The organism is Pseudomonas sp. 05L36 (genome assembly GCF_056398125.1).
This window is the reverse complement of record NZ_JBFTOU010000049.1, coordinates 1-21,908: the sequence shown is the minus strand read 5'-3', so window position 1 is coordinate 21,908 and position 21,908 is coordinate 1. Positions and strand designations below refer to the sequence as shown.

The window sequence follows — 21,908 nt, the reverse complement described above, 5'->3', positions numbered from 1 at the left end:
GGATCGCCCCTACGCACCAGGGGCATCAAGACACCACCTCCTTCACCCGCTCGACCAACCCGCCACTGCGGGTCAGATAGTCGAGCATCTTCTCCATGCGCAGTGCCTCCTCGGCTTTGACAATGGCCTGCTTTTGCTGCGCCACGACCTGGCCGATGGCCAAAGTCGATTTCAGGATCTGCTCCGCGCCCGGCAGGAAGGGTTCCACCTCGCCCGTGGCGGCGTTGATCACCTGATAACCCACTGATGCCGCGACCATCGTCCCGGCAAAGGCTTTGCCGCCGTAACGACGAATGCTGTACGCCCCGCCCAACACCAGAGCAATGCCCACCACGCGTCCCGCCACCACCACCRGCGTCAGGCGCTTGTTGGATTCATCGCCGAAATACACCGCGCGATAACGGAAGTAATCACCAAACATCTCCCGCGACTCCATGAAATCGTGCAGGAACCAGGCGCGAGAGTCGTGTACCTGATCGTCGAACAAGGCGACTACCGCAGCGATCGGCACGGAGTCACTCACTTCAATCCGATTGGCCCCGGGTTCGATGAACAGCTCCTTGGCGCGCAACTCTCCGGCCGCCTTGATCTGCGCGTACTCGTGCTGCTCGTCATCCTCGCTGAGCAGATACACCGTGTCCCTCAGCACGCCATCGAATACCAATCCCTGAAAGCTGGTCTGATCGCGGCGCCACTGCTGATAGTCGTGTTCGAACTCGACGGCGGCCTCGCGGATTTGCTGCTGGTCCAGCACCGGTTCGTAAGGCGGTGGGCCGGCAAGATCGGAAAAATTCAGCGTTTCGATAGGTTGGCCCCGGCCGGCTGCGCGATCCTCTTTGGCCTTCTCTGTAACCTTCTGACGCTGGGCTTTCTGCTCGGCTTGCAGGGTCGCGTTGGTTTGCACGGCCTGGCCGTAAAAAGGCTGATTGGCATAACTGCCCCGGGCAAATCGCTCGATTCGCCAGCCAGTGAGCCAGGCCAGTTGCGCGGCCATGGTGTCTTCCAGGTTGTGGCCAAGGCGTAGGGGTTCGCTGGTGGTTGGAGTTGAGGTAGGGTCTTCGTCCAAGCCCAGGGTGGTGCGCAAGGCGTTAAAGCGATTGATGAGCATTTGATCAACGGTGAATTCTTGATCTGTCTGAGGAGCCATAGCCCGAGCGGGCTGAATCTGCCGCAGTTCATCCGGGACTACGGCTTCGGGCACAGTCAGCGGCGCTCCTGCCCTAAAGGCCGCCGCATAAAGGTCATGCAAAACAATCTGCGACAGTAGTTCGCCAGATCCGCCACGGGCCTTGCCCTGATCCCCCGGCGGGTAACCACCGCCCGCGTCCGAATGCATGCCGGGGTAAACCACTTCAGTGGCATAGGGCGGGTAACGGCCATCGGCAAAACGGATCGAATCCAGCGGGAAGCACAAGCGCTGCTCATGGGCAGCGACGAAGTGCCTGCAGTCCTTGATCCATTCGGGGAAACGCCCGACATCGGGCAGTGCCTGCGTGCCATCGGCCCAGTCCATATGCCCTTCGGCAAAGGGCGCGGCACGGGCGCTGCCCACCGAGGCCACGGTGTCGAGCAGGCCGAGGAATTCGATGCTTAACGGCAGGCCCAACAGCTTTTGCTCCGGGCGTTCGGCGCCTGACGGGGTGTCGAACAGCTCGCTCAACCAGGTGACGAAAGTACGCGCCTCGGCGGCCCCCCGGGAGAAACCATAAACAAACAACTTGATCGCCAGCACCGTGGGTTGCGCCGTCGCCACCTTGGCCCGTAACGGCTCCAGTAGCGAAGCCATGGCCTGGCGGCGGCTGCTCTTGCCCAATGCGGTCATGGGCCAGGTGGTGGCCATGGCTTTGAGCTTGGTCTGCATCGCGGCCAACGATAAATCATCATTGGTCAGTGCAACGGACAACGCGTTTGCGATCTGAAGCAATCCCCAATTGATCCGGTCCTCGCCCCGGTTGGCGAACGCCATACCCATGGTACTGAAGTCCCATTCACCAATCTCGGGAAACGGGGTACCCACACCGGGAATGTAATAGCGGAAATAACCGTTTTGCGGTTGGAGAATGCTGGCGTGAAACAGCCGCGCGATGTTGGTCGGATGGGGCGGTTTGGCCTTGTGGGTGTCGTAGGGCTCGTTATTTTTGGTGCCATCGAAAAACAGGCTGATGTGCAAGGCGCGCGCGCAGGTGGAGGCGCCACGAAAACCGCGCTGGGCATTTAATTTTTGACGGTACAACTCCACTTCAGCCGTTTGCCGTTCGTAATTAGCCCTTACCACTTCAGGGTCGCAGGGTAAACGCCCTGCTTTGGGAAACAGGGCCGGGACATATACGGAATCACGATTCTTTACTTCGGACATACGGCTGGCTCCTTCATATGTATAGGATCGTTAATTGGGTATCCAGGCTGGCCGTAAGCCATACATGCCGTGGTGGCCCTAATCTGATTGCAGGGTAGAAAATGAATCTTTAACGAACACAAACTCTCTGTTTCATAAGACGGAAGTTCCACAATCGCAGTGTGTTGCTGGTACTTGGCCTTATGCTCGGCGTATGCATCTGGATCGAATCCATAACCCGATGTTTTACGTTTTATTTTTGCGTTTGGATTCGGGTCGGTCTCCCACTCCACTTTGAACTTCAAACCCGGCGACCATTGGCTGGGCAACATCACACAACACACTCCCCCCCCGTACCCATTAGGACTGGCATTGCCCCCCCCATAACCATTTACCGAAAAACTATTGATGGCTGCGGACGTATGGTTAACCGCATTCAAATTACCGCCCAAATATTTTGGCGTCCCCGGAGAACACCCAGCCAGCAACAACAGCAAACTACCGACAGCCCATTGCCGCCTGACCTTCCCTTTCTCATTACTCATTAAACGCCTCCCTGTTTATTAAGCTGCGCACGAAAAATGCCTGCGGCAGGAAACTTTCGTTCACCACCTTGCTTGAAACGGGAAACACAGACGCTGCTCATGGGCGGCGACGAAACCCTGCAGTTTGTGGCGGCTGTGGTCGAAGAAGGTGCGCGATATGCTGGACAAAATCAGACCTCCCTGGCCTATCGAAGCGGATGGGGAGGCTTTCGTTAACCCTCCTTCGTTCAAGCACTCGACAGCTTTCTGGAAGCTGACAAGGGTTGAAATAGGAGGCTTCTGGTAGGCGTGTAGGATGCGTCCGGAATGTTGGTGTGTCAGGTCTGTAGGACTTATTCGACGTACTTCAAAGGGGACAAGTCGAGGGTTTTTCGATCTCTTTCAGGAGCTTTTTGGCGTGCAAGTTTTTGCGTGTTTAAAAGCCCACCAAGTTACTTCGCGAAAGCCACAACGCCTTGCGTCGTTGCCTACAGGTACGCCAGAATCCGCCGGCTTGTACGCCTTGGGGCTGGGTTTTATCGTTTGCCGGTCGCTGAAAAAACAGCGATCGGGTTTGGTAGCCCGTTCTCAAATGGCGTATAGCGTCATCATTTACAGGTGCTTTTCTACGGCACTTGTATCAATGGTGACCATGCGCAGGGCACCCTCGGGTGCGCCGGGTTTGCCATATGGGCCGGTCTACCAACCTTCGCATGGTCACCACCTTTCGTTTGGTAGCGAGGGTGATGACTCCATCAATCCCATATGGAGTTTCATCTATGTTCAAACCGACACCTAACCCCCCGGAAGCCGATCCGGAAACGCCTTCAGAAACCCTCGATTCAAATACGCTTCACAAGCCGTCCGAACGTATCCCCTCAGCCGCCGACATCCGCGCCATCCCACGCAAGCCTTGCACCATGTTTATCGTCAACACGGACCTCCATGCCGAAACCCTGCTGACCCATGCCTGCGAGTCGCTGGCCTCGGCAAACGTCATGACCATGGATCTGGCGGATCGTACGGAGGGGACGAGTCGCAATACGCTGTTGGGGATTGCTCAAGTCATCATGCTGGGGGAACTGGCGGTAAACCGGGCGCTGTATCAGATTGATCCACCCGAATAGAAATCAAAAGATCAAAGGACCGCAGCCTGCGGCAGCTCCTACATTGGATTGGCGTACATCCTGTAGGATGTTGCTGCACGCTGCGATCTCTTGACAATCAGACGCTAGTTGGACAACTGATTGGCAAACTGCCCCACCGCATTGACCACTTTCTGTGCGCCGTCCTGGATCTCGACAATCACCGTACCCGCTTCCGCCGCCAGGGCCAGGCCCTGTTCGGCCTGGAGCTTGCCGTCGGTCATCAGCGCCACGGCGTTGCGCGCCATGTCCTGGTTCTGGCGTACCACGAGGACGATTTCGTCGGTGGCCTGGCTGGTGCGCGACGCCAGTTGCCGGACTTCATCCGCCACCACGGCAAAGCCCCTACCCTGCTCGCCTGCACGCGCCGCTTCGATGGCCGCGTTGAGCGCCAGCAGGTTGGTCTGTTCGGCAATGCCGCTGATGGTTTTGACAATGGTACCGATCACCAGCGACTGCTCGTTCAGGGCTTCGATGCCATCGCCAGCGGTTTGCATATGCCTGGCCAGGTCGCGCATCACGTCCACGGCCTGGGTCACCACGGCGTTACCGCGCTGGGCGCTTTGGTCGGTTTGCTGCGAGGTGCTGTAGGCGATGTTGGCGGCCTCGGCGACGGCTTGTTCCTGATTGACCTGATCGGTAATCACCGTGGCGAACTTCACCACCTTGTAGAGCCTGTTGTTGGCATCGGCCACTGGGTTGTAGGACGCCTCCAGCCAGACCGTACGACCGTGGCTGTCGACACGCTTGAAACGGTCGGTCACGTACTCGCCCGCGTTCAGGCGACGCCAGAAGTTCTGGTACTCGGCACTGTTGTACTCCTCCGGCAGACAGAAGGTGCGGTGATGTTTGCCTTTGATCTGCGCCAGGCTGTAACCCATGCCACTGAGGAAGCGGTCGTTGGCAGTCAGCACGTTGCCGTTGAGGTCGAATTCGATCACCGCCGTGGAGCGCACCAGTGCGCCGATCAGGTTCTCGTGCTCGCGGGAGGCCTCGATGGTGCGGGTCAGGTCGCTGGAGAAGATCGAAAAATACTTGATCCGCCCATCGGCCGAGCGCACCGGTTGCAGGATCGAACGCAACCAGGCTTCCTGGCCCGTACCGCGCAACAGGCGCACTGCGCCGGCGAAGTGCTCGCCACGGGTCAGCGCGTTTTTGAAACGCTGCTGGAATTCGTCGAACTTCACGTGATCCGGGACGAAGTCGTCGATGTGTCGGCCGATCAGGTCACCGCTCTTGTAGTGCATCTCGCCAAGGAAGTTCTGATTGACCGACTGAACCCGTCCATCGCTGTCGAGAGTCAGTACCAGCATCTCGCTTTCCAGACTTTCCTTCACTTGCTGGAGGCTGGAGAGTTCTTCACGAAGAGCCGACAGCTCCTGCTTCAAGCGTTTATTGAACATGGGAAAGCACCGATGGACGGGGGTAGAAAGCGATACGCAACCTAACCATCGGCCTTGGAAACATTTACTTAAGCGTGTTTCAGGCTTGTCCTGTAAAAATAGTTATGACGCGCACAATCAATGCGCGCCAGCAGTGGAACAGCCTGCGATTCTCGGCATCCGTGCACCGAAATAAGCCGCACTGCCCACGCCCACCGCGCCCATCACCGCACTGAACATCACGCAGATCCATGGACTCCATGGCATCAGACCGATCAACAACAGCGGTGTGACACTTGCCCATGCGGCGTAGGCAATGTTGTAGGTGAACGAGATTCCCGAGACGCGAATCCGCGCCGGGAACAGGCTGACCATCACCGATGGCACCGCGCCGACCACCCCGCAGGACAGCCCTGCCACGGCGTAGGCCAGGCCGAGCCAGTCGCCGCCCATGATCAGGCAGCCATACAGCACGCCGATGCCCAGCGGCAGCAGCAGGCTATAGAGCATCACCGTGCGCCAGGCGCCGATGCGGTCGACCAGCAGCCCGGCGAGCACGCAGCCGATGTTCAAGAACACGATGCCCAGTGCGCTCAAGGCGAAGGTATGGCTGGTGGTCATGCCAAAGGTTTTCTGCATCATGGTCGGGGTGATGACCACGAACACCACCACCGCCGAGGTCAGCACACAGGTGAGAATCATCGCCGGCAAAATGGCCAGGCGATGCTCGCGCAAGACCGTGCGCAGCGGCAGTTCGCCGGCCGCTTCGCGCTGCGCCTGCATGGCCATGAACACCGGGGTTTCGTTGAGCCAGCGACGCAGCCAGACGCCAATCACCCCAAACACGCCGCCGAGCAGGAACGGGTAACGCCAGGCGTAATCGAGGATTTCCTCCGGGGTGAATGCCTGCGCCAGAAAGGTCGCGGTCAATGCGCCGATAAGATAGCCGAAGGTCAGCCCCGCCTGCAGGAAACCCAGGGCATAGCCGCGATGGGCGATGGGCGCGTGCTCGGCGACGAATACCCAGGCACTCGGCACTTCGCCCCCCACCGCCGCGCCCTGGAGGATGCGCAGGCCCAACAGCAGCAACGGAGCGAAATAACCGATTTGCGCGTAGGTCGGCATGATTCCGATCAGCAGGCAGGGCAACGCCATCATCAGGATGCTCAGGCTGAAGACTTTCTTGCGCCCCAGACGGTCGGCGAAGTGCGCCATCAGGATGCCGCCCAGCGGTCGCGCCAGGTAACCGGTGACGAAGATCCCGAAGCTTTGCAGCAGGCGCAGCCACTCGGGCATTTCCGGCGGGAAGAACAGCTGACTGAGGGTCAGGGCGAAAAACACGAAGATGATGAAGTCGTATATTTCCAGCGCCCCGCCGAGGGCGGCAAGCCCCAGGGTCTTGTAGTCCGAGCGGCTGAACGGCGCCGCGCGCGAATCGGTGTTGGCAGTCATGTAAAGAACTCTGGCACAGGCAAAAACCAAGGCGCCCATGGTCTACGCAAATGCACCGGCGGACAACCCGTTAGACCAAAGTCCCATAGCCACGAAACAGCCCCGCAAAAATCCTCGGCTTGAATTAATGTTGACGTCTGTCCAGACGGGCGGTTACTGCCCCGAAGACCACAACAAACATAAAAATCCGAGGTAACCCCCGTGGCCGCTGATATCGAAGATAGCCGCTCCGCCCGCTTTGCCCTGCGCTGCTCAAGTTTTGCCGAACGCTGGTTTCCTGACTCCTGGGTGTTTGCTGCCCTGGCGGTGATTATCGTGGCCTTGGCCACCATGGCGATGGGAGCCAAACCCACCGACGCCGCCATGGCCTTTGGTGATGGCTTCTGGAGCCTGATCCCCTTCACCATGCAGATGGCCTTCGTGGTGATCGGCGGTTATGTGGTCGCCAGTTCGCCGCCAGCGGTGAAACTGATCGACCGTCTGGCGAAGATCCCGAAAAACGGCCGCTCCGCCGTGGCCTGGGTCGCGCTGATCTCGATGGTCGCGTCGCTGCTGAACTGGGGCTTGTCCCTGGTGTTCGGTGGTTTGTTGGTGCGCGCCCTCGCCCGTCGTACCGATCTGAAAATGGACTATCGCGCCGCCGGTGCCGCCGCCTATCTGGGGCTTGGCGCGGTATGGGCCCTGGGCCTGTCGTCGTCCGCAGCACAATTGCAGGCCAACCCGGCGAGCCTGCCGCCGTCGATTCTATCGATCACCGGGGTGATTCCCTTCACCCAGACGATCTTTCTCTGGCAGTCCGGCGTGATGTTGCTGGCCTTGATCGTCATCTCGCTGATCATTGCCTACGCCACTGCCCCTGGCCCGAACTCGGCACGTGATGCCAAGGCCTGCGGTGTCGATCCGAGTTTCAACCTGCCACCGCTGCAACCACGCACCCGCCCCGGCGAATGGCTGGAATACAGCCCGCTGCTGATGATCCTGCTGGTGCTGCTGGCCGGTGGCTGGCTGTTCCACGAGTTCTCGACCAAACCGGCGATCAGTGCGATTTCCGGGCTGAACACCTACAACTTCCTGTTCATCATGCTCGGCGCCCTGTTGCACTGGCGCCCGCGCAGCTTTCTGGACGCCGTGGCCCGTGCGGTGCCGACCACTACCGGCGTGCTGATCCAGTTCCCGCTCTACGGTTCGATCGCGGCGCTGATGACCACGGTCAAGGGCGCCGATGCGCAGACCCTGGCCCATCACATCTCGAGCTTTTTCGTCAGCATTGCCTCCCACGACACCTACGCGCTGCTGATGGGCGTGTATTCGGCGATTCTCGGCTTCTTCATCCCGTCCGGTGGCGGCAAGTGGATCATCGAAGCGCCATACGTGATGCAAGTGGCCAATGACCTGAACTACCATCTGGGCTGGGCGGTGCAGATCTACAACGCCGCCGAAGCCCTGCCCAACCTGATCAACCCGTTCTACATGTTGCCGCTGCTGGGCGTGCTGGGGTTGAAAGCGCGGGACTTGATCGGCTTCTCGTTCGTGCAATTGCTGGTACATACGCCATTGGTGCTAGTGTTGTTATGGGCACTGGGGACGACGCTGGCGTATTTGCCGCCGGTAATGCCGTAACCATAAAAAGGGCCGATATTGATATCGGCCCTTTTTGTTCCGCCCTGTCTGTTTCAGTATCTGCTGGTCTTATACGCTGAAAAGGATCTGAGCATGTTCAAACTCGCGGCACTCACCCTCGCAGCCCTCACTCTGAGCACCACCGCCCACGCCGATGCCAACTTGAAACTGGGCACTACCGAACGCGTTACCCGCCTCTTCGCCTACCCCAACAATTGCAACGTGATCTGCTTTCGCAACTGGACGCTTGAGCAAACCGTCGAGCATTACCTGACCCAGAGCGTGCAGCGCGATGGCTACGGCGACGCGAAGGTTCTGGTCAAAACCGACAATGGTCAGCTCCACGCAGAAATCATCGGCGTGCCCAACGGCTATGAAAAACCTTTGGCAGCGCTGCTCGATGCCGGTGACCTGGCCTATAACGGCGCCAGCAAACTGAATGCCGATGGCAAGTGGGCGTACAGCTGGTATCTGTTCCTGCCGCTGGGCATGGCCCTGGAAAACCGCAAAAGCGTCGAACTGCTGCACTTCCCGCCAGACTATTCGCTGACCCAGGCCCAGGATTACCTGAGGTCCGCCACCACGGATCGCTGGGCCACGCTGCTCACCGCCAATGGCATCCCGGTCGAGCAGACGCCAGGCTTCCAGACCATTGTCGACATCGCCCCTATCGCCGCCCCATCCAACGCTGGCAAGGATCTGGAGGGCGTCTACAGCTACTTCAACGACTACCAGACCACCATGGTCAGGAACGTCAGCCTGCACGCCAGCGGTGAAACATTGCCAATGGTCGCCTTCGGCGCGCCGGTGCGTAACTGGATCCAGCAACAGTACGGGCCGACCGTGAACGTGCTGGGCCTGGCGACGATCAGCCCGAGTGACGGGGTGAAAGTGCGGGTGCTGGGTTCCAACCATCCGAGCTACATCTGGTACGCCGCCGATCCGGCGAACTATTCCGGCAATGATGCCAAGGCCAAGGCCGATGCAGCGGGCCTGAAAGTCATGGGCCAGGATTTGAGTGCCGCGTGCTGGCAGGCCGTCATGGGCCGCCAACCGGACAGTAATGCCGATGTCGAGCTGAAAACCTGCACGCAAACCTGGCAAGTGGCCGAGAAGGAAAAAACCTGCACGCTGTTCTACACCTCGATTCGCAACCTGACGCCCGGACAGGCGGCGGCCAAATGCTCGACTGCACCGGTCCAGCTGCAGCTCAAACAGCTCAAGGCGCCAGCGCCAGCCACTGCCCTGCCCGCTCCACCGTTGTAAACCGACTATCGGCAGTCCATCTGTCAGTTATGACAGTAGACCGCCCGCAATATCTGCGAGAGGCTTGGGCCGTACCCCATGTGCTGCGGCGCTGACAGGATCGTCAGCCAATGGAAGTCGCAGCACCCAGCCGACAAGGATCGTTATGAAAGCCAATGCACTGCGCAAGTCTCTCGCACCGCCGCCACAGGGTGTTTACCCTTTTGCGGAGTTGCCCCTTCACCTCGGATTTCCATCCCTGGCCGATTTCGAGATTCTCTCGAACGACAAAGGCACGCCGATGGCCATAGCAGCGCTGCGCGAGTTTCCCCGCATCAGTCGAATCTGCCGGGTATCGGGGCATTTGCTGCCCTATCGCAGCCGACATACCCGCCAGCTGGCGCCCGATGTTCACGTCTATGACCCGCGCTTCTGCGGGCTGCTGTGCCACTCTTGCGACCCGAACGTGTTTCTGGACATGAGTGAGCTGTGGTTATGGGCGCTGAAGGACATTCAGAAAGGCGACTGGCTGTCGATGGATTACGTTGCGACGGAAGACAAGCTGCTGCGCCAGTTCGCCTGCCGCTGCGGTTCATACAACTGCCGGGGCTGGATCGCCGGCTACGATGAAGCGCCGAACGCCGACGGCCAGCTGTTTTTGCAACAGTGGCGTCGGCAAAGTCCGTGCTGAAGGGCTTTACAGGGGCTCGAACGGACGCAGGCGGTACTGCGGTGGCAGTTGCTCGAAACCGCTAATGGTCGCATTCAGGCTCTTCCAGCGGCCATCCTTGATGCCATAAATGCAGCCGTGGATCGACAGGCTCTGTCCGCGATGCCAGGCGTTTTGCACAATGCTGGTGTGACCGACGTTGGCCACCTGCTGGATCACGTTGAGCTCGCAAAGACGGTCGACCCGTTCTTCTTCGGTGGCCAGCTTGGCCAGTTCTTCGCGCTTTTCGTAATACAGGTCGCGAATCGAGCGCAGCCAGCCGTCGATCAGGCCGAACTGACGATCCTGCATCGAGGCGCGCACACCACCGCAGCCATAATGACCGGTGACGAGGATGTGTTTGACCTTGAGCACATCGACCGCGTACTGAATCACCGACAGGCAGTTGAGGTCGGTGTGCAGCACCACGTTGGCCACATTACGGTGTACGAACAGATCGCCCGGCAGCATGCCGACGATCTCGTTGGCCGGCACCCGGGCATCGGAACAACCGATCCACAGAAACTCAGGGGTCTGTTGGCGAGCCAGCTTGGCGAAGAAGTCAGGATCTTCCTCCTTGATCGCAGCGGCCCAACGCTCGTTGTTATCAATCAGATCTTGTAATTCGTTCATGCTTTGAAGCCTCAAGAATGATGCGCAGCTTTGACTGACAACCGTCCGTCGGGGTCACGCGCGAAATGCAGATGCTCTCCTGATCCGGAACACGGGGCTCCATGCCGGTGGAATTCTCGGTAGCCACGTGGGTCAACCGTAGTAAGGCCTACAGTATGAGGAATTACCATGAATGATTCACGACGTCCGTACGATGCGGTGCAACCGGAGCCCATCGATGACGACGAAGACCGCATAGGCTCGGTGCATGAACTGGATTTCGATGAAGAAGTGCCCAGCGCCAGAATCGGTGACGAACTGCCGGATGAGGAGCACGAGCAACTGATGCCTCGTCGGCGCGTACGTGAAGCAGGCGTGGCCGGCGCCTCGACCGGCGACCATCAACCTACCGACGATGACCTGAGCCCGGAAACCCTGATCCGTGAAGACGGCGCCCGGGATGCCCATGAGGCGGGCAATGATAGCCGCGCGGATTGGGACCTGAGCATCGTCGATGAGGACGATATTGGCGGTGGCAATGGTCTGGATGAGGCGGAATTGGCGAGGCGCGATCCTCTCGACAAAAAACGTTGAGCTCTACGGACTCAATCCACCAAAGTGCAGGCCATGACCACAGCATCTTCGCGCCCACCCACCGCCGGGTAGTAATCCCGGCGCCGGCCGATCTCGTTGAAACCATAACGCTCGTACAGCTTGAACGCCGCGGTATTGCTGTCGCGCACTTCCAGGAAACACTCCCGGGCGTCGGCCTTGTAGGCAATCGACATCAAATGCTCAAGCAATGTCAGCCCCAGGCCACGGCCCTGGTTTTCCGGCTTGACCGTAATGTTCAGCAGGTGCGCCTCGTCGAGAATGATCTGCACCACACCGTGGCCCACCTGTTGCTGACCTTCGAACATCAGCCAGATCTGATACTTGCCCAGGCCATCGAGGAAAATCCCGCGAGTCCAGGGATGGCTGTAGGCCGCGTATTCGATTTTCAGTACAGTTTCCAGGTCCGCCTCGTTCATCGGGCGAAACGATACAGCGTCACTCATTCGATTCTTTCCAGCGCGCCATCAGCCGACGCATGGCTTGCCAGACATCAGCCTTACGCTGTGGCTTTTCCATTAATAATTCCAGGCCCGGCACCGCCCAGGCCGAGCCCAGGCCTTCGATCTGCAACTCGCGATTGAACGCCTCGGCATCCGCTTCGCCGGCAAATCGCACCGCAGGCAGGCCGATCAGCCACAAGCAGGCGCAGGGCGTTTCTTCCATGCGCACCGAGAGGAAACCTTGCACGAAGTCTCGGGCCGCTTCCGGGCCCTGATCCATCGTGCCTCGCACCAACAGCGGCCAACGCACCGGCTCACCGACGATCTGCGGGCTGTCCGGCAGACCGGCGGCGCGCAACATGTCTTTGAGCAGCAGGTAAGCAGGATCACGGCTCTGGAAGGATTCGCCTGTGGGTAACTCCACCAGCAGCAGGCAACGCCCGGCCCGCAACAATTGCAGGGCGAAACGCGGGGGCGGCACGATCGGGGCCTTGACCACGACCGGCGCCTCTTCAGCCTCTTCCACCGGTTTGGCCCCGGTGCGCGTGCTTGCCAGCGATGGGCGCGGCACCTCGATCTTCGCCCGCTCGACCGGCTTGGCCACAGGCGCCACGGGCGTCTGGGCCACAACAGCGGGCACGACAGGCGCGACCACAACCGGCTCGGGGGTCTCCAGCAGCTCGGGCCGCGACGGTGCGGCAAAGGGCAATTCGGTGCGCGGCAGCCAGTTGACCACCTGCATGGCGGCCAGATAAGCGCGACGACGGGACTCGATAAGCAAAGGTCGGCCACTTGTGGATAACTAAAGTGCGCTGATTCTACCGCCGTTCGCTCAAGATCGCTTGCTGTTGATCGATAGCCTCGACCGATGCTCTTTATCGAAAGAATGCGACAGCCCGTCCCGAGATTGAATCGCATTGCCCCTGATGCAGTACAATCGCCGCTTTTAATCGCCAACCAGCCGGCCATTCCGATGATCGAACCCAAGCGCGTCTTGCGCGCCCTCGCTGAACACTGGGCACTTCTGGAGCCACTGTGCGAGCACTTCGACCAAGGCACCCTGAGCCTCAACGAATTGCGTTCACAGTTGGCCGCCCAGCAACTCGACAGTACGCCGCAGGACATCACCAGCCTGCTCGACGTGTGGATTCGCCTCGACATCCTGGTTCCCGTGGCCAAAAGCCCGAACCGTTTCGAGCTCAATGCGCAGATTCACGACTTCCTCGCCTATCTGCGCCGTGAACACCGCCTGGGCCTGTGCCTGGAAATCGAAGCCTACCTGCGCCACCTCGAGCGTCTGGCCGGTTATATCCAGGACGCGTTCGATATCCGCGACGGCAATGACCTGGCCCGCCAGTTGCGCCTGCTCGACATGCGGGTTCGCGACGTACTGAAAAAACTCGATAACGACGAACAGGCACTGGTGGCCGTCGCCGAACGGGCGAAAACCAGCGATCGGCAAATACCGTTGCGCCAGCGTTACGCTGAAGTGCTGGCGACCTGGGACGAATACGTCGAGCCGATGATTGATCTGGTGAACGCCGATGGCGCCTTCGAACAAGGCGTGCGCAAGGTCGAAACCGTCCTGCTGAAGATGCTCAGCGAACAGCAGCGCCTCGGCCACCTGGTCGACGACGACATGCTGCTACGCACCCACGCACGCATCCTCGAAATGCAGACCAGCGCCCAACTGACCCTGCGTCATGCCCGCGAACTGCTGCTGCCGTTGCGTGAAGAAGCGCGCCGACACAACGCCGTGACCCGTGGCGCGGCACTGGCCCTGTCGATGATCCGCCGCAAAGGCATCGACGCCGTGCCACAAGCGGCCATGCCGATGTTCACTCGCCCGCAAAGCACCTTCCTTGGCAGTGCCAGTCAGGTCGAAGCCTACGTTTATGCGTTGGCCCGCTTCGAACCGAAACCGGCACGTTTCCCCAAGGCTCACAAGACCCAGAAAGGCGAAGCGCCACGGGCACCACGCACCGTTCGGGAAATGCTCGAACGCTGCGAAGACGCCTTGCCGATGCCGGACCTGATGACCTGGCTGCTGGAGCAGGAACCTGACGGCGCCACCGACGAATTGCTGTACTGGTTCTCGCGCCTGTCGCGGGAAAAACGCTTCACGCGCGAGCGTCTGGAGCGTCGCGAATACCATACCCACGAGCATCAGGTCAGCCTGCGCTCCTTCGCCCTGCTCTCGGTCAGCGATGCCACCGAGAATTCTGCGAGCACCCTCTATGGAAGTACTTCGCATGCAACTTGATCTTTCCGAACTGTCCCAGCTGGCGCCGATCTTTCGCGAGCTGTTCAAGGGTTATCACGTCAGCCGCCGCGATCCGGAGCTGTACGCACAGTTGTCGAACTTCCAGGACCAGTACCGCACGCTGTTCAAGGCCCTGGGTTTTGAACTGATCTGCGACACCCGCGGCTTCTACTACTTCGTGCCGGACCTCGCGGCGGCGGCGGTGAACAAGACTGCCCAGCGTCTGGCGCTGTTCACTTTCATCCTCGTCGAGCACCTGGCCGATCAGGGTCGCGACCCGATCGCCGTGCTCGACGGCGGCAGCCTCGGTCGCGATGAGCTGCCGTCGTTGCTGGAAAAGTACCGCGACCTGTTCATTCAGGCCGAAGTGCAGACCCAGGACGAGCTGGAAGAAAAGATCATGCGACGCATGACCCAACTCGGTTTCGCCAGTGAAGAAAACGGTGTCTACCGCTTCCTGCCGCCGATGCACCGCTTCCTCGATGTGTGCCTGTCGGTGCAACAGGACCGCGATCTGGCCGCCAGTCTGCACAGCGTCCTGCCGTTGCCGGTGCCGGTGCTGATCGACGAAGACAGCGACGAAAAACTGCTGCAGACCGATGACCCGCTGGATCTCAGCGCCTTTGAGATAGAGAGTGAAGGTGAAAGCGAAGAAGACGCCTTAGCCCGTGCCATTGCCGAAGAACAGGAGCTCGACGCATGAGCAAGGAACGTTACGGCATCCGCCGCTTTGCCCTTTTGAACACCGCCGGCTATAGCCTCGGCCTGTTCCCGCTGGAAGAACCGCTGTCGGTCTACGGCGCGAACAACCTCGGTAAATCCGCCTCGATCAACGCCTTGCAGTTCCCGATCCTGGCGCGCATGTCGGACATGAGCTTCGGCAAGTACAGCCTGGAGCAGTCCCGGCGCTTCTACTTCGCCTCCGACACCAGCTACATCCTGGTCGAAGTGAACCTGCCCCACGGTCCCCACGTGATCGGTGTGGTCGGTCGCGGCCCGGGCGGCGGTTTCGGTCACCAGTTCTTTGCCTACGCCGGCAAACTGGACCTGGCCCACTATCAGAAAAACGACACCTGCCTGCGTCAGAAAGAACTCTTCACCAACCTTGAACGCGAAGGCCTGAAAGCCTACGAACTCAAGCCGGACGAACTGCGCCGTTTGCTGGTCGGTGGCCACACATCGATCCCGCTGGACCTGACGCTGATTCCGCTGCGCTCCACCAGCGAGCAGAGCCTGAAGACCTTCCGCGCCCTGTTCATCAACCTGTTGCACATGCGCGAAATCACCGCGGCCAAGCTCAAGCAGCTGTTCCTCGATGCCTTCGAACACAGCCTGCGCTCCGGTAGCGTCGATTACATTGCCGCGTGCGAAGAAGCGTTCCGCGATGTACGACGCATGGAGCAGGACTACAACTCGCTGGTCGCCGCCGGCCCGCTGGTCGAAGCCCTGGCCAACGGCGTGAAGCAACGCGACATCCTGCGCGGCAAACTGCACCGGATCTCGCCGTTGCTCGACTCCCTGCTCGGCACCTGGTCGGATTACGCCAGTGCGCGCAAGGAAGAGCTGAGCATTCAGGCCGAGCACTACCGCAATGAGCAGGACGCCCTGCAAAACGACCAGCGCGGCGGCACTCAGGAACTGATGCGCCTGGAGCGGGAAATCACCGGCATCCAGCGCTGGCTCGGCGAACTGTCGGTGCTCAAGCATCGCTTTGCCCTGATCGATGACGTCAAGGTGCTGGAACAGCAACTGCTGGCCGCCAAGGACGCCCACGACGAACTGGCCGGCGCATTGGCGCAATCCCGCCAGTTCAGCGCCGAAGACCTTGACGAGCGCCTGCGCGACCTGGAAAAACGCCTGAAGTCGGTCAGGCAGCAACTCGATCACGCCGATAACAACAGTTACGCCCGTCTGCGCGAAGAATTCTCACAGCAAGACGTCGAACGCCTGATGCGCCTGTTCAACAGCGCACTGTTCAGCCTGCCGCTGGGTGAACACGGCATCACCCTCGACGACGACGGCGAGTGGGTCAAATCCGTGGAGCTGATCCTCGACGGTTTCAAAGGTGAACGCTTCGAAGTGCCGGGGCTGTCCATCGACATCTCGCACATCGAACCTCCGGCATTGCAGGCCCTGGCTGACCGCGCGGCATTGCGCGATCAGAAAGAGCGCCTGGAAAAAGAACTCAAGCAACTGAAAACCCAGCAAGCCGTGGCCGCCGACCGCGCCGCGAGCAAGACCCAGACCGAAGCGCTGTACCAGCAAGTGCTGGATGCACAGAAGGCCCTGGAAGATTTCCGTCGCGCGCAAACCCTGAGCGCCGAAGAAGGCGACAAGCTTGAGCAACTGGCGCAGATGGAAGCCGCGCAAGACGAATTGAAGCGCTCCAGCGATGCCTTCACCGAGCGTGTCCAGCAACTGTCGGCCAAGCTGCAACTGGTCGGTCGGCAGATCGGTGACATGGAAGCCAAGCAACGCACCCTCGACGACGCTCTGCGCCGCCGTCAGTTGCTGCCAGCGGACCTGCCGTTCGGCACACCGTTCATGGACCCGATCGACGACTCCATGGACAACCTGCTGCCGCTGCTCAATGACTATCAGGACAGCTGGCAAGGTCTGCTGCGGGCTGACGGCCAGATCGAAGCGCTGTACGCTCAGGTGCGCCTCAAGGGTGTGGCCAAGTTTGACAGCGAAGACGATATGGAGCGTCGCCTGCAACTGTTGATCAACGCCTATGCGCACCGTACCGATGAAGCCCTGACCCTGGGCAAGGCTCGTCGTGCCGCCGTGACGGACATCGCCCGGACCCTGCGCAACATCCGCAGCGACTACGACAGCCTCGAACACCAGCTGGCACTGTTCAACCGCGAGATCAACAAACGCCAGGTCTCCAACCTGCAAAGCTTCCGTATCGTGCTCGCGCCGAACAAGGAAGCGCTCAAGCACATCGACCAGATCATCCACAGCGCCGGCCAGTACGAGGAAGGCGAAACCCTGTCGGTGTTCGATCTGAGCCAGAGTGCGGAACAGGACAACAAGAACGAAGAGGCCAAGGAATACCTGGCGCGGCTGGTGGCGGCGAACCACAACCAGCTCGGCCTCAAGGACTTGTTCGAACTGGCGTTCGAGATCACCAAGGTCAACGGTCAACCGGTGATCCACACCGACATCGACGGCGCCGCCTCCAACGGCACCACCATGACCATCAAGGCGCTGACCAACATGTACTTGTTGCTGCACTTGATGGACCGTGACCAGGCCGGTCGCGTGCGCCTGCCGTACTACCTCGACGAGGCAGCGGACATCGATGAGAAGAACCAGGCCGCGTTGCTGGAAACCAGCCTGCAACTGGGCTTCGTGCCGATTCTGGCGAGCGTGAAGCCACAGGTCTGCGCCAGTGTCGCCATCGACCTGGAAGGCGGCAGCGGCCCGGCCGGCATCTACATCGACGAGGCGGACTGGAAGTACATCCGTCGTCACGACCAGGTGAAAGCGACGGTAATTGAACAAGCGGATGAACCGGAGCTGGATGCGGTCTGAGGCTTGAATCGAAGGCGATAAAAAGGCCGCGGTCCAATGGATCGCGGCCTTTTTTGTGGGCATTCAAACTATTCAGTAGTCTTGAACCCCATCGCGAGCAGGCTCGCTCCCACATTAGATCGGTGTTGAACACAATCCAGTGTGGGAGCGAGCCTGCTCGCGATGGGGACAGCACTGCCGCCAACAGGTTACTTGCCGAGCGATATCTTCGGCGCCCAACCCAGCCATTCCTCTTCAAACTTGTCGAACAGCGCGAACGTCTGCTCCGGTTGCGCCGGGCCGCCCATGCGCTCACCGTCCGGTGTGGCAAAGGCGACACCGCCCTGAATCATCGTCTCCAGGGATTCAGTGCGCACCGTTGCGCCTTTGAACAGGCCGACATCGAAGTCGAAACCGCTGGTGTTCCAGAACCGCGTGCCGCTGCGTACCAGTGGCGCGTACTTCGGCTCGATCAGGATATGGATCAGGACACGATCAGCGGTCTGGCCCAGTTCATAACCCGTCACCTTGCCCACTGTGATTTCGCGATACGTCACCGGCACGCCGGCCTTCAATGAACCGCGACGGGCGGCGCTCAGCACCAGACTCAATCCCGCTTCCTGCCTGGCGGCTTCCGGCGCAGCGACCAAAGCGACAAAGTTCTTCTGCGGTCCCAGATTTTTCGCTGCCGGTTGCACCTCTATGTATTGCCCGGTCACCAGGGTTTCGAGATTGGACGTCTTGATCAGGCCCAGCTCGGGCTTGACCACCCAGAACTGACTGCCGACCCGGGCGATGCGTTCCGGCACTTCGGTAATCCGGGCGGTCAGCAGCACCGATTGCAGGTCGTCACTCAGGTCAACGTCCTCGATCTTGCCGACATCCAGGCCCTTGAAGCGAATCGGCGTGCCCGTACGCAAACCATCGGCGCGGTCTACCTTGATGCTGATCACCTCGCCCTTTTGCGTGGCGTCGTCACGGCTGGCAAACAAGCGGAAACGTGGAATGCGCTTGCGCAGCGGCGCCTTGGCTTCCGGGGTTTCAAACGCAATACCGCCGGCCATCAAGCTTTGCAGCGACTCACTTTTGACTTGAATCCCACCGGTCAGTCCGCCCGTGAGCGTGATGCCGCTGGCATTCCAGAAGCGTGTCGAGGCGTTGACCAGATCCTCGTATTCCTTCTCGATGTGCACGCCGATGATCAACTGCTTTTTGGTTCGCGAGAACTGATAGCTCTGTACCGAACCGACCTTGACCTGTTTATAGAGAACCGGGCTGCCGACTTCCAGCGAACCAAGGTTTTCGGTGAACAACACCAGGTGCAGGCCCGGTGCACGCAGGTCCAGTGGTGGCGCCTTGGGACGCGCCACGAATTCGCGTTGCGGTGCGGCACCCTTGTCGCCAGGACGCACAGCGATGTAGTTACCTTTGACCAGCGCTTCCAGGCCGGTAATCCCCGCCAGGGAAATAGACGGTTTGACCACCCAGAATTGCGTACCGTCCACCAGGTAATCTTCGGCCAACGGGTCCATCGTCAATTCGGCGGTGGCCCCGGACAGATCGGGATCGACCTTCAGCGCCTTGAGACTGCCGACCTGTATGCCTTTGTACATCACCGGCGTACGACCGGCCTGCAAGCCTTCGAAGTCGCTGAGCTTGACCTTGACCCGGATGCCGGCCGCCGCTGCATCGAAGTCTTCGTAGAGCCTGAATGGCAGGCTGGGGTCGGTAGGCGGGCTGTCCTTGCGATTTTCAGGCGTAGCGAACGCAATACCACCGGCGACGATGCTGGCCAATGACTCGCTGCGCACTTTCACGCCTGACAGATTGGCGTCGATGCTGATGCCGCTGGCGTTCCAGAAACGTGTGTGTTTGCGCACCAGTTTGGCGTAGGTCGGTTCGATGAATACCTTGAGTTCAACCGTGCTCTGGTCCTCGGAGAGCACGTAGCTCTTGATCTGACCCACCTTGATCTGTTTGTAGAACACCGGACTGCCCCGGTTCAGCGAGCCCAGCCGATCAGCCTTGATGGTCAGGTGCAGACCCGGCTGGGCATCGGAGAGCGGTGGCTCTTGAGCCAAGGCCTTGAACTTGCGAACCGGCTCCCCCTCGCCCGGGCTGATCGCAACGTAGTTGCCCGAAACCAGCGTCTCCAGGCCCGTGATACCGGCCAGCGTCACGCTCGGCTTGACCAGCCAGAAACGTGTGCTGGTGCGCAGGTATGGCTCTACGTCCTTGTTCATCTCGATGCTGGCAATAACCCCCTTGGAACTGCCCTCATCATCGAGCTTGAGGCTTTTGACCTTGCCGACTGACATGCCTTTATAGACCACTTCGGTCTTGTTGGCCTGAATGCCTTCGCCACTCTCAAAACGCACCTGAATCTCGATGCCGGTCTCGTTATAGGCACGCCAGCCGAGCCAGCCGCCAATGATCAAGGCGATCAGGGGCAGCACCCAAATGGCAGACCAGTTCGAGGCCGGTCGGGTTTTCGCTACAGGCAAATCAGTCATGGTCGTCGTCCGACTCCGTGTTATCCCAAATCAGTCGGGGATCGAAAGTTACTGCGGCAAGCATCGTCAGAATCACCACAGTGGCGAAGGCGATGGCGCCAGGATTGGCTTCGATGCTGGCAAGCCGCCCAAAATTCACGACCGCCACGAGAATGGCGATCACAAAGATATCGAGCATCGACCAGCGGCCGATGAATTCAATGAAACGGTACATCCAGATACGCTGGCGAGCTGAAAGGGGCTGACGACGCTGCACGGAAAACAGCAATAAACCAATGCCCACCAGCTTGAAGGTGGGCACCAGGATACTGGCGATAAACACCACGGCCGCAATGGGAAACATGCCGTAGTGCACCAACTCGATGACACCCGCCATGATTGTGCTGGGCGCACCTTTGCCCAAAGAGTTCACGGTCATGATTGGCAACAAATTGGCCGGTATGTAAAGAATGGCGGCGGTAATCAGCAATGCCCAGGTGCGCACCAGGCTATTCGGGCTGCGGGCATGCACCAGCGCTCCGCAGCGTGTACAGACTTGCTCATCGGTATCAGCTTCCTGCCTGTTCAATTCATGACATTCCTTGCAAATCAGAATGCCTGCATCAATCGCCCGCATGGGCATCCTCTCCTGATAACGCTTGCCAGATCTGGTGAGGCGACATTACGACCTCCAGCCAGACTTGGATCAGCAATAAACCAATGAAGCACGCCAGGCCGAGGCCTACGGTGATGGTTGCCATATCTGCCAGTTTTACGATCGCCACCAGTACGCCCATGAAGTAAACCTCGAGCATCCCCCATTCGCGTATATGGTGATAAATGCGATAGAGCAACAAGCCGTAGCTGCGTCCGACATCAAAACGGATACTCAACAATACGGCCAGTTGGCATAGCAGCTTGAGTAGCGGAACTCCTATGCTGCACAGGAACACCACCACTGAAACACTTTGCATGCCTGTGTCAAAAAGGGCGACAACACCGCTCCAGACAGTGTCTTGCGAAGACTGCCCGAGTAGATTGAGCTGCATGATGGGTAAAAAGTTCGCCGGAATAAACAACAACAAGGCGGCGATGACCAAGGCGAGACTGCGCTGTACGACGTTGTACCGATTGGCATAAAGCTCGTAGCCACAGCGCGGGCACAGGGCTTTTTCGCCGTGGGCGAGTTCGGGTTTACGCATGAGCAAGTCACACTCATGGCAGGCAACCAGATTTTCTAGTGGTAATTCTGACAGCTCTTTGGCGTCAACCGAATCTGGCATAAGCGCTCTGACTCTGAAAAAGTTGAACCTATTCTAGTGTCCCGGGATAAAAATAACTGCGCCAATTTGTGCTTGATTGATCGTGCTTTTTCTACGCCAAAAACAAAACCCCTACCTGCATATGCAGATAGGGGTTTCGGAATTTAATCTTGACGATGACCTACTCTCACATGGGGAAACCCCACACTACCATCGGCGATGCATCGTTTCACTGCTGAGTTCGGGATGGGATCAGGTGGTTCCAATGCTCTATGGTCGTCAAGAAATTCGGG

General features: G+C 59.5%; 17 protein-coding genes, 1 rRNA gene and 2 pseudogenes. 8 read left to right on the top strand and 12 right to left on the bottom strand.

The genetic code is table 11. The annotated features are described in order from the left end of the window. Window positions 1-25: 25 nt before the first annotated feature. Window positions 26-2,356 (bottom strand): T6SS phospholipase effector Tle1-like catalytic domain-containing protein, encoded by a 2,331-nt coding sequence (locus AC1DKH_RS29330; RefSeq protein WP_477800107.1) that lies wholly within the window; start codon window positions 2,354-2,356, stop codon window positions 26-28. Further along, entirely contained in the window at window positions 2,344-2,880 is a 537-nt protein-coding gene (locus AC1DKH_RS29325; RefSeq protein ID WP_477800106.1) for a DUF3304 domain-containing protein, read from the bottom strand. Before AC1DKH_RS29325 ends, AC1DKH_RS29330 begins: the two co-directional genes overlap by 13 nt. A gap of 758 nt (window positions 2,881-3,638) precedes the next feature. On the opposite strand from AC1DKH_RS29325, the gene AC1DKH_RS29320 reads away from it, so the two are divergent. Continuing rightward, window positions 3,639-3,986 carry a DUF6124 family protein gene (locus tag AC1DKH_RS29320; protein ID WP_477800105.1) on the top strand — a complete coding sequence of 116 codons (348 nt, stop codon included), beginning with the start codon at window positions 3,639-3,641 and terminating at the stop codon, window positions 3,984-3,986. A gap of 104 nt (window positions 3,987-4,090) precedes the next feature. On the opposite strand, the pseudogene AC1DKH_RS29315 reads toward AC1DKH_RS29320, so the two are convergent. The 3 genes and pseudogenes from AC1DKH_RS29315 to AC1DKH_RS29305 form a co-directional block, all read right to left on the bottom strand. Further along, window positions 4,091-4,528: pseudogene (locus AC1DKH_RS29315) on the bottom strand (methyl-accepting chemotaxis protein); the annotation flags it as partial. A 150-nt stretch (window positions 4,529-4,678) separates the two neighbouring features. After that, a pseudogene (locus AC1DKH_RS29310) lies at window positions 4,679-5,317 on the bottom strand (PAS domain-containing protein); the annotation flags it as partial. A 207-nt stretch (window positions 5,318-5,524) separates the two neighbouring features. Beyond that, complete coding sequence (locus AC1DKH_RS29305; protein WP_477762620.1) at window positions 5,525-6,838, bottom strand: MFS transporter; 1,314 nt, start codon at window positions 6,836-6,838, stop codon at window positions 5,525-5,527. Window positions 6,839-7,039: 201 nt separating this feature from the next. Here AC1DKH_RS29305 and AC1DKH_RS29300 point away from each other — a divergent pair, with 201 nt between their 5' ends. The 3 genes from AC1DKH_RS29300 to AC1DKH_RS29290 all read left to right on the top strand — a co-directional run bounded on the left by AC1DKH_RS29300 (window position 7,040) and on the right by AC1DKH_RS29290 (window position 10,394). After that, the gene (locus tag AC1DKH_RS29300; protein WP_477800104.1) at window positions 7,040-8,458 is read left to right on the top strand and encodes a short-chain fatty acid transporter; all 1,419 of its coding nucleotides are present in this window, start codon (window positions 7,040-7,042) and stop codon (window positions 8,456-8,458) included. A 93-nt stretch (window positions 8,459-8,551) separates the two neighbouring features. Beyond that, window positions 8,552-9,724: a hypothetical protein gene (locus AC1DKH_RS29295; protein ID WP_477756699.1), complete on the top strand. Its 1,173-nt coding sequence runs from the start codon at window positions 8,552-8,554 to the stop codon at window positions 9,722-9,724. Window positions 9,725-9,869: 145 nt separating this feature from the next. Further along, window positions 9,870-10,394 (top strand): SET domain-containing protein, encoded by a 525-nt coding sequence (locus AC1DKH_RS29290; RefSeq protein WP_477800103.1) that lies wholly within the window; start codon window positions 9,870-9,872, stop codon window positions 10,392-10,394. 6 nt (window positions 10,395-10,400) lie between these two features. On the opposite strand, the gene can is transcribed toward AC1DKH_RS29290, so the two are convergent. Next, complete coding sequence (gene can, locus AC1DKH_RS29285; RefSeq protein WP_007978048.1) at window positions 10,401-11,045, bottom strand: carbonate dehydratase; 645 nt, start codon at window positions 11,043-11,045, stop codon at window positions 10,401-10,403. Window positions 11,046-11,213: 168 nt separating this feature from the next. Here can and AC1DKH_RS29280 point away from each other — a divergent pair, with 168 nt between their 5' ends. Next, window positions 11,214-11,618: a serine kinase/phosphatase gene (locus tag AC1DKH_RS29280; protein ID WP_477800102.1), complete on the top strand. Its 405-nt coding sequence runs from the start codon at window positions 11,214-11,216 to the stop codon at window positions 11,616-11,618. A gap of 11 nt (window positions 11,619-11,629) precedes the next feature. Here the strand turns inward: AC1DKH_RS29280 and rimI are convergent, their stop codons facing one another. Then, window positions 11,630-12,082, bottom strand: a complete 453-nt coding sequence (gene rimI, locus AC1DKH_RS29275) for a ribosomal protein S18-alanine N-acetyltransferase (RefSeq protein ID WP_108214833.1) — start codon at window positions 12,080-12,082, stop codon at window positions 11,630-11,632. After that, entirely contained in the window at window positions 12,075-12,821 is a 747-nt protein-coding gene (locus tag AC1DKH_RS29270) for an energy transducer TonB (RefSeq protein ID WP_477800108.1), read from the bottom strand. The genes rimI and AC1DKH_RS29270 overlap by 8 nt, the downstream gene beginning before the upstream one ends. A gap of 231 nt (window positions 12,822-13,052) precedes the next feature. Here AC1DKH_RS29270 and mksB point away from each other — a divergent pair, with 231 nt between their 5' ends. From mksB to mksF, 3 genes are read left to right on the top strand one after another with little or no spacing between them, the layout of a single operon-like run. Then, the gene (mksB, locus tag AC1DKH_RS29265; RefSeq protein ID WP_477760530.1) at window positions 13,053-14,342 is read left to right on the top strand and encodes an Mks condensin complex protein MksB; all 1,290 of its coding nucleotides are present in this window, start codon (window positions 13,053-13,055) and stop codon (window positions 14,340-14,342) included. Continuing rightward, the gene (gene mksE, locus AC1DKH_RS29260; RefSeq protein WP_477800101.1) at window positions 14,332-15,045 is read left to right on the top strand and encodes an Mks condensin complex protein MksE; all 714 of its coding nucleotides are present in this window, start codon (window positions 14,332-14,334) and stop codon (window positions 15,043-15,045) included. The genes mksB and mksE overlap by 11 nt, the downstream gene beginning before the upstream one ends. After that, window positions 15,042-17,882 carry an Mks condensin complex protein MksF gene (gene mksF / locus AC1DKH_RS29255; RefSeq protein ID WP_477800100.1) on the top strand — a complete coding sequence of 947 codons (2,841 nt, stop codon included), beginning with the start codon at window positions 15,042-15,044 and terminating at the stop codon, window positions 17,880-17,882. The genes mksE and mksF overlap by 4 nt, the downstream gene beginning before the upstream one ends. A 188-nt stretch (window positions 17,883-18,070) precedes the next feature. Here mksF and AC1DKH_RS29250 read toward each other — a convergent pair whose 3' ends face one another. From AC1DKH_RS29250 to rrf, 4 genes are all read right to left on the bottom strand, one after another. Continuing rightward, window positions 18,071-20,374, bottom strand: coding sequence for a PqiB family protein (locus AC1DKH_RS29250; RefSeq protein WP_477800099.1), 2,304 nt, complete (start codon window positions 20,372-20,374; stop codon window positions 18,071-18,073). Continuing rightward, window positions 20,367-20,990, bottom strand: a complete 624-nt coding sequence (locus AC1DKH_RS29245; RefSeq protein ID WP_150728041.1) for a paraquat-inducible protein A — start codon at window positions 20,988-20,990, stop codon at window positions 20,367-20,369. The genes AC1DKH_RS29250 and AC1DKH_RS29245 overlap by 8 nt, the downstream gene beginning before the upstream one ends. Further along, window positions 20,977-21,636, bottom strand: coding sequence for a paraquat-inducible protein A (locus tag AC1DKH_RS29240; RefSeq protein ID WP_477800098.1), 660 nt, complete (start codon window positions 21,634-21,636; stop codon window positions 20,977-20,979). Before AC1DKH_RS29240 ends, AC1DKH_RS29245 begins: the two co-directional genes overlap by 14 nt. 147 nt (window positions 21,637-21,783) lie before the next feature. Then, window positions 21,784-21,899 (bottom strand): 5S ribosomal RNA (rrf, locus tag AC1DKH_RS29235). Window positions 21,900-21,908: the final 9 nt, after the last annotated feature.